We start from the raw sequence: 8,191 nt of genomic DNA, 5'->3' as shown, positions 1-8,191 counted from the left end.
GTCTTTTTCTTCAACAACTAAAAATGAATTATCAAGATTACCTATAGAAAATAGATCTAGTGCTATAGCTGAATTAGCTGCTATTGTTAGAATGAGTGGTACAATTCAAATTACAGGAATAAAACGAATTAGTTTGAAATTTAGTACGGAAAACGCTGCCATTGCAAGGAGAATTTTTACTTTGCTTAAGAAATTATATAATACAGATGTGGAAGTAATGGTACGAAGGAATAAACAATTGAAAAAGAACAACAATTATCTAATAATTGTTAATAATATGAAAATATCTACAGAAATATTAAGGGATGTTGGATTCTTAACAGATGAAGATAGTAGTTATTATACTATAGACTATAAAACACCAGATAACTTAATAGAAAACAGAAATTGTAAAAGAGCTTATATTAGAGGTGCTTTTTTAGGTGGAGGTTCTATTAGCAATCCAGAAAAAGCTTATCATTTGGAATTCGTGACAAATAGTATAGAACATAGCAAAGATTTATCTCAGATAATAAATTCCTTTGATCTGGATTCAAAAATAGTAATAAGAAAAGAAAATTATGTAGTTTATATTAAAGAAGGCCAGCAAATAGTAGATATATTGAATATAATGGGAGCACATCAGGCTTTACTCAAGTTTGAAGATATTAGGGTTTTTAAGGATGTAAGAAACAATATAAATAGGCTTGTAAATTGTGAAACCGCCAACCTAGGTAAAACTATAAATGCTTCTTTACGGCAGGTAGAAAATATTGAATATATAGATAGTAGAATAGGAATTAATAAATTACCTAAAAATTTACAAGAAATTGCAAGATTAAGGTTACAACATAGAGAAGCTAGTCTTAAGGAGTTAGGAACTATGTTAAAACCTCCAGTAGGAAAGTCTGGAGTAAATCATAGATTTAGAAGAATTGATGATATTGCAGAAGATTTAAAAAGAAAGGAGAATAAGATGTGATAAGAAAAACTGTAATTCTAAATAATGAGGTTGGTTTGCATGCTAGACCAGCAGCCTTATTTGTTCAAGCAGCAAACAAATTTTCTAGTAATGTATATATTGAGTTAGAAGGTAGGAAAGTAAATGGGAAAAGCATAATTGGTGTTATGTCTTTGGGAGCATTTCATGGAGAAGAAATTATTTTAATCGTTAATGGCGAGGATGAAAAAGAAGCTATTGAAGAATTGTCTAAATTAGTAGAGAATGGTTTAAAAGATTTATAAATAATAGAATCCCTTCAGTGAAGGGATTATTTTATTTATATAATTTTATCTATAGCATTATCTATTAAAGATAAATCTATAACTCTAAAATCATCTAATATGCTTTCAGGCCAATTAGGTGTAGGTTTATTAGCTATAAATTTTTTAGCCGTAGTTATACTTTCTTCAATTAGCTTTAAACTGTCAAAATCTAAAACTTCTTTTTTATGGCTAATGATTATAGTCTTATATATTGTCTCATTAGGTTTTACACTACCAGATAAAGGATGGGTCATAAGTTTATGGCCTTCATGAACCCGATTCCTAACATATTCTAGCACATCTAGATAAGAGAAATTCTCATCAAAGAATATTTCAAAATCATCCTTATATTTTTCATATACATATTTGTTATTTGTTACTATTATATTTTTTATATTTTTCATTTTTGACCTCCAAAAGTTTTGATATATTTATTTTATCATAAAATAGAAGCTAATAGAAGATTATGAAAGATAGTTTTATTTATTTTAATTTATGATAGAATTAATATATAAACATACTTAGAAAGGATTTTATTATGGATTATCAAAATAAATTTGTTCATCTACATGTTCATACTGAATATAGTTTACTAGATGGTTCCGGCAAGATAAAAGGTTTATTGGATAGAACTAAGGAATTAGGAATGGATACTATAGCAATAACGGACCATGGTTCTATGTTTGGTGTAATAGAATTTTATAAGGAGGCTAAAAAGAGAGGAATTAAGCCTATTTTAGGTTCTGAAGTTTATATAGCCATTAATAAGTATACAGAAAGAGAACCTAAGGATAAGAATCAATACCATTTAGTGTTACTAGCAGAAAATAATACAGGATATCAAAACTTAATGAAAATAGTTTCAGAAGGCTATGTAAATGGTTTTTATTATAAGCCAAGAGTAGATCATGATGTATTATCAAAATATAGTCAAGGGATTATTGCATTGAGTGGATGTTTAGGAGGAGAAATCCCAAAATATTTATTAGATGGTAACTATAAAAAGGCAAAGGAAATAGCCCTTAAATATAATGAGATATTTGGACAGAATAATTTTTTCTTAGAAATACAGAATCATGGTTTAGAAGAACAAAAAAATGTTAATGAAATGTTAATAAGATTGAGTGAAGAAACGGAAATACCATTGGTGGCAACTAATGATGTTCATTATTTGAAAAAAGAAGATGCATTAGTTCATGATGTGTTATTATGTATCCAAACTGGAAAGACCATAGATGATAGGGATAGAATGAAATTTCCTACAGATGAATTTTATCTTAAATCTTATAGTGAAATGAAAGAGGCTTTTTCTTTCATAGATGAAGCTTTGGAAAACACTGTTAGGATTGGAGAAAGGTGTAACGTTGCTTTAGATTTTGATACTTTACATTTACCGGAATTTAAAGTACCAGAAGGTTATACTGACATTGAATATTTAAAGAAACTTTGTATAGATGGGTTACAGGAAAGGTATAAAAAGATTACCTCGGAAATAATGGATAGATTTAATTTTGAATTTAATACCATAGTTGAGATGGGATACGTAGATTATTTTTTAATAGTTTGGGATTTTATAAAATTTGCAAAAGATAATGAAATAATAGTAGGACCTGGGAGAGGTTCAGCTGCAGGAAGTATTGTATCTTATGCTTTAGGTATTATTGATATAGATCCATTAGAATATGATTTGTTATTTGAAAGGTTTTTAAACCCTGACAGAGTATCTATGCCAGATATTGACATAGATTTTTGCTATGAAAGAAGAGAAGAAGTAATAAATTATGTGGTAGAAAAATATGGCGAAGACAGAGTAGCCCAGATAGTTACTTTTGGAACTATGGCTGCACGAGGTGCTATTCGTGACGTAGGAAGAGCAATAAATATGCCTTATGGAGAAGTAGATTATATTGCAAAACAAATTCCTATGGAATTGGGAATGACTATCACTAAAGCACTAGAAGTAAACAAAACTTTAAAGCAAGTATATGAATCAAAAGAAGAAGTTAAAAATTTAATTGATTTAGCTTTGGCGGTAGAAGGATTGCCAAGGCACACTTCTACCCATGCAGCTGGAGTAGTAATATCAAAAGAACCTATTACTAACTATGTGCCTTTATCGAGAAATAAAGACGCTATAACTACTCAATTTAACATGATAGAACTTGAGGAATTAGGCCTTTTAAAGATGGACTTTTTAGGATTAAGGACCCTTACTGTAATTAGAGATGCTATTAATTTAATAGAAGAGAATCATGGGCTAAAAATAGATTTTTCTAATTTAAGTTATGATGATCCTAAGGTTTTAGAATTATTTGCCAAAGGTGAAACTTTAGGTATATTCCAGTTTGAATCTGCTGGCATGAGACAATTTTTAAAGGAATTGAGACCTAATATGTTTGAAAACTTGATAGCCGCTAATTCATTATTTAGACCAGGACCTATGAATCAAATCCCACAATACATTACCAATAAGAATAATCCAGAAAACATAGAATACCTACATCCTAAACTTAAACCTATTTTAGAGCTAACTTATGGTTGTATTGTCTACCAAGAACAGGTAATGCAGATAGTAAGGGATATAGGCGGGTTTACTATGGGTGGTGCCGATTTATTAAGACGTGCCATGGGTAAGAAAAAGATGGATGTAATGGAAGAGGAAAGACGAAGATTTATCTATGGAGATACTGACGAAAATGGAAAAGTAATAATAAAAGGAGCTTTAAGAAACGGTGTAGATGAAAGAACTGCCAATGAGATATACGATTTAATGATCGATTTTGCAAAATATGCTTTCAATAAAAGTCATTCTGCCGCCTATGCTGTGGTGGCATATAGAACTGCTTGGCTTAAATATTATTATCCAGTAGAATTTATGGCAGCTCTTATAAGTAGTGTAATGGGAGATACTAATTCCGTTTCCTTATATATACAAGAATGCAAAAGATTAGGGATAGAAATATTGCCACCAGATATAAACGAAAGTTTTAAAAAATTTACCGTTGTAGACGGAAAGATTAGATTTGGATTAATGGCAGTAAAGAATGTGGGAGAAAACTTTATAGAAACAATTATAAAAGCAAGAGAGGATGGAGTTTTTACAAGTTTTACAGATTTTTGTGAAAGAATTGAAAGTATCAATCCATCCGTTATGAATAAAAGAGCGGTGGAAAGCCTTATAAAATGCGGAGCTATGAATAGCTTAGGAGGAAATAGAGCTCAATTACTAGCTATATTTGAAAAAACTATGGATGGTATTCATGCTGACAGAAAAAGAAATATTGAAGGTCAATTTTCTATATTTGAGACAATAGATACTAAAATATCAAAAGATAATTTACCAGATTTGAAAGAATTTCCTCAAAAAAACTTACTAGCTATGGAAAAAGAAATGCTAGGCATCTATATTAGTGGTCATCCATTAAGACCTTATGAAGAAGAACTTAACCAAATTTCTACAATAACTACCTCTGAATTGTTGCAAGTTCAAGAACAGTTAGAGGAAAATTTAAGCGGGAATATTGAAGGAAAAAAGATAATCATTGGCGGCATTATTGTTTCTAAGAAAAATAAAATAACTAAAAACAATAACATGATGGCTTTTATAACTTTGGAAGATTTATATGGCGCTATAGAATGTATTGTTTTTCCTGCTACTTATGATAGGTATAGTAGACTAATAGATGAAGATAGCTTGGTAATAATTGAAGGAAAAGTAAGTTTAAATGAGGAAGAAGAACCTAAAATAATCTGTGAGAAGATAACACCTTTGAATAATTATAAAAAAGGGAAAGTATATTTAAAAATATCTAAAGATAGACCTTTAACTACTTTTAATTATATAAAAAAAGTACTATCCAAATATAAAGGTGAAACTCCTGTTTATGTATATATGGAGGAAGATAGAAAGACTGTAATGGCCCAAAGGGAGTTGTGGGTGGACAAGAAACAAAACCTATTATTTGATGAGTTAGCTAAAATATTAGGAAAAGATAATATTAAAGTTTCCTAATATGCTAATAACACAAAAATTTTTTATAATTTGTGTTATAATTGTTATTATAAAGATTGCATGTAAGATCCTTAACATTAATTGTTAGTAAGGAGAGTGTAAAAATGTGGACTGCAGTTTATTTGGCTACAGGTTTAGACACAGCAATAATGGTTGAAAAAAAATTAGAAGAAGAAGGCTTTTTAGTAAAAAAGCAGTTTTTTTCAAAAGAGGGAGATGAAGAAATGTACGAGATATTAGCTCCTGAATTTGAGGCCAATGAAATACAAGCAGTACTATTTGATCTAGGTATTATTTAATAGAATATTTTACAATTAGGAGGAAAAAACATGAAGACAATAGGTATACTAACTAGTGGTGGGGATGCACCAGGTATGAACGCTGCCATTAGATCCGTAGTAAGAACAGCTATATTTAATAAAACTAATATTTTAGGTATTAAACAGGGTTATAATGGTCTACTGAATGGAGAAATCCAAGAGATGAATTTGTCATCTGTAGCAGATATAGTTCATAGAGGAGGAACTATGTTAAGAAGTGCTAGATGCGATGAGTTTAAGACTGAAGAAGGATTAAATAAGGCTTTAAATATTATTAAAGTTTTTGGCATAGATGGATTGATAATATTAGGGGGAGATGGAACATTTAGAGGTGCAAAGAATTTAAGTGATGCAGGAATACCAACTATTTGCATTCCTTGTACTATTGATAATGATATGGGGTATACTGATTATACAATAGGATTTTTTACAGCTGTAGAAACGGTAGTCGATGCTATAAGCAAAATAAGGGATACTTCCACATCTCATGGTAGAGCAAATATAGTTGAAGTAATGGGAAGGGAGTGTGGAGATATAGCCCTTTATTCTGGATTAGCTGGAGGAGCAGAAAGTATCATTGTTCCAGAAGTAGAATTTGATATGGATAAAGTATGTAAAAAAATTATACAAGGTAGAAATAGAGGGAAGTTGCACCACATAATTGCATTAGCAGAAGGTATAGGAAATGCTTACGAAGTAGCAAAGGAAATTGAAGAAAAAACTGGCACTGAAACGAGGGTTACTATACTAGGGCATATTCAAAGAGGTGGAACTCCTACTGCATATGATAGGGTTCTAGCCAGTAAGATGGGGAATAGAGCAGTGGAATTATTACTTTCTAATGAATCGGGGAAAGCTTTAGGCATTAAATGTAATGAGTTAGTCAGTATGGATTTAGAAGAAGCTTTAAACACAGAAAAGGAATTTGACAAAAATATGTACAATATTGCAAAGATACTATCTATATAGAAGAGAATAGGAAAAGAGGTGGGAATATGAAAAAAACGAAAATAGTTTGTACTATAGGACCAGCTTCTGAGAAAGAGGAAATTTTACGAGAATTATTTTTGAAAGGATTAAATGTAACTAGACTTAATTTTTCACATGGTACACATGAAGAACACCAAAAAAGGATTGACACCATAAAAAGAATAAGAGAAGAACTAAAATTGCCTATTGGAATTATGCTAGACACAAAAGGTCCAGAGATTAGACTAGGGAATTTCAAAGAAGATATGGTAGAGTTAGAGGATGGAGATTTTTTCACCTTAACAACAAAGGATATATTAGGTGATAAATCAATAGTCAGTGTATCTTATGAAGAATTAACTAAAGATGTTAAAAAAGGCGATAGAATACTAATAGACGATGGTTTAGTAGAACTGGAAGTTTTTGAAATTGTCAGTGATACAGATGTAAAGTGTACTATTCTCAATGGTGGGACATTGAAAGACCATAAGGGTGTAAACATACCCAATGTATCTATTAATCTACCAGCAGTTACAGAAAAGGATATTGAAGATATTAAGTTTGGAATAAGAAATGATATAGATTTTATAGCTGCTTCCTTTATAAGGAAAGCAGAAGATGTTTTAGAGATAAGGAAGGTATTAGAAGAAAATGTTGGGGAACACATTGACATTATAGCTAAAATAGAAAATCAAGAAGGTGTAGATAATATTGATGAAATAATCAAAGCTTCTGATGGAATAATGGTAGCAAGAGGAGATCTAGGAGTAGAAATAGAAACTGAAGAAATACCTCTTATTCAAAAACAGATAATTAAAAAATGTAATATTGCCGGTAAACCAGTAATTACAGCTACTCAAATGTTAGATTCCATGATGAGAAATCCAAGACCTACAAGAGCAGAAGTAACAGATGTAGCCAATGCGATTCTTGACGGAACGGACTCTATAATGTTGTCAGGGGAAACAGCAGCAGGAAAATATCCTGTAGAATCTGTAAAAACTATGCATGATATAGCAACAAGAACTGAGACGTCTTCTGAGTATTTAGAAATGTTAAAGTTTAAATCTGTAGATAAAAATATTTCAACTACTAATGCTATTAGTAAAGCAACTTGCGCCACAGCGGAAGACTTAGAAGCTAGCGCAATTATTACAGCTACTTCATCTGGTTATACATCTAAAGCTATATCAAAATTTAGACCAAAAGCTCCAATAATTGCAGCGACCACAACTGAAAGAGTAATGAGAAAACTATCTTTAGTATGGGGAGTTTACCCAGTTCTTTCCCTGAAAAGTGATGTAACTGATGAAGTGATAGATAGATCAATTCATAGTGCTATGGAAAAAGGCTTTATTAAAGAAGGGGATTTAATAATAATAACAGCTGGTATACCTGTAGGTGTTTCGGGAACTACTAATTTAATAAAGGTTCATACTGTAGGAAAGATACTAGTGAGAGGTTCTGGTATAGGTAAAGCCTCTGTTACTGGTACGGTATGTATTGGCAGCAATAGAAAAGAGTTAGAGGGTAGATTTAAGGAAGGAGATGTTTTGGTAAGTAAGTTTACCGATAAGGATATGGTAGATTTCATGAAACAAGCTTCAGCTTTAATAGTTGAACAAGGTGGGCTTACATCTCATGC

7 protein-coding genes are annotated in these 8,191 nt (G+C 31.0%); 6 read left to right on the top strand and 1 reads right to left on the bottom strand.

Annotated features, from left to right (window positions below):
• Both whiA and VK998_RS06005 read left to right on the top strand, forming a co-directional pair.
• Nucleotides 1–961: DNA-binding protein WhiA (gene whiA / locus VK998_RS06010; RefSeq protein WP_325226561.1), on the top strand; the 961-nt coding region annotated here is incomplete at its 5' end.
• The gene (locus VK998_RS06005) at nucleotides 958–1,224 is read left to right on the top strand and encodes an HPr family phosphocarrier protein (protein WP_325226559.1); all 267 of its coding nucleotides are present in this window, start codon (nucleotides 958–960) and stop codon (nucleotides 1,222–1,224) included. The genes whiA and VK998_RS06005, both read left to right, overlap by 4 nt.
• A 35-nt stretch (nucleotides 1,225–1,259) precedes the next feature.
• Here VK998_RS06005 and VK998_RS06000 read toward each other — a convergent pair whose 3' ends face one another.
• Nucleotides 1,260–1,649 (bottom strand): GrdX family protein, encoded by a 390-nt coding sequence (locus VK998_RS06000; RefSeq protein ID WP_325226557.1) that lies wholly within the window; start codon nucleotides 1,647–1,649, stop codon nucleotides 1,260–1,262.
• A gap of 134 nt (nucleotides 1,650–1,783) precedes the next feature.
• On the opposite strand from VK998_RS06000, the gene VK998_RS05995 reads away from it, so the two are divergent.
• The 4 genes from VK998_RS05995 to pyk form a co-directional block, all read left to right on the top strand.
• Nucleotides 1,784–5,257: a DNA polymerase III subunit alpha gene (locus VK998_RS05995; RefSeq protein ID WP_325226555.1), complete on the top strand. Its 3,474-nt coding sequence runs from the start codon at nucleotides 1,784–1,786 to the stop codon at nucleotides 5,255–5,257.
• A gap of 104 nt (nucleotides 5,258–5,361) precedes the next feature.
• The gene (locus VK998_RS05990) at nucleotides 5,362–5,556 is read left to right on the top strand and encodes a hypothetical protein (protein WP_325226553.1); all 195 of its coding nucleotides are present in this window, start codon (nucleotides 5,362–5,364) and stop codon (nucleotides 5,554–5,556) included.
• Between the two features lie 30 nt (nucleotides 5,557–5,586).
• Entirely contained in the window at nucleotides 5,587–6,546 is a 960-nt protein-coding gene (gene pfkA, locus VK998_RS05985) for a 6-phosphofructokinase (protein ID WP_325226552.1), read from the top strand.
• 26 nt (nucleotides 6,547–6,572) lie between these two features.
• Nucleotides 6,573–8,191: pyruvate kinase (gene pyk, locus VK998_RS05980; RefSeq protein WP_325226550.1), on the top strand; the 1,619-nt coding region annotated here is incomplete at its 3' end.

The organism is Schnuerera sp. (assembly GCF_035459645.1).
GTDB lineage: Bacteria > Bacillota > Clostridia > Tissierellales > Tepidimicrobiaceae > Schnuerera.
Note: the sequence above shows the minus strand (reverse complement) of the source record. Positions and strands in the feature narration are given on the sequence as shown.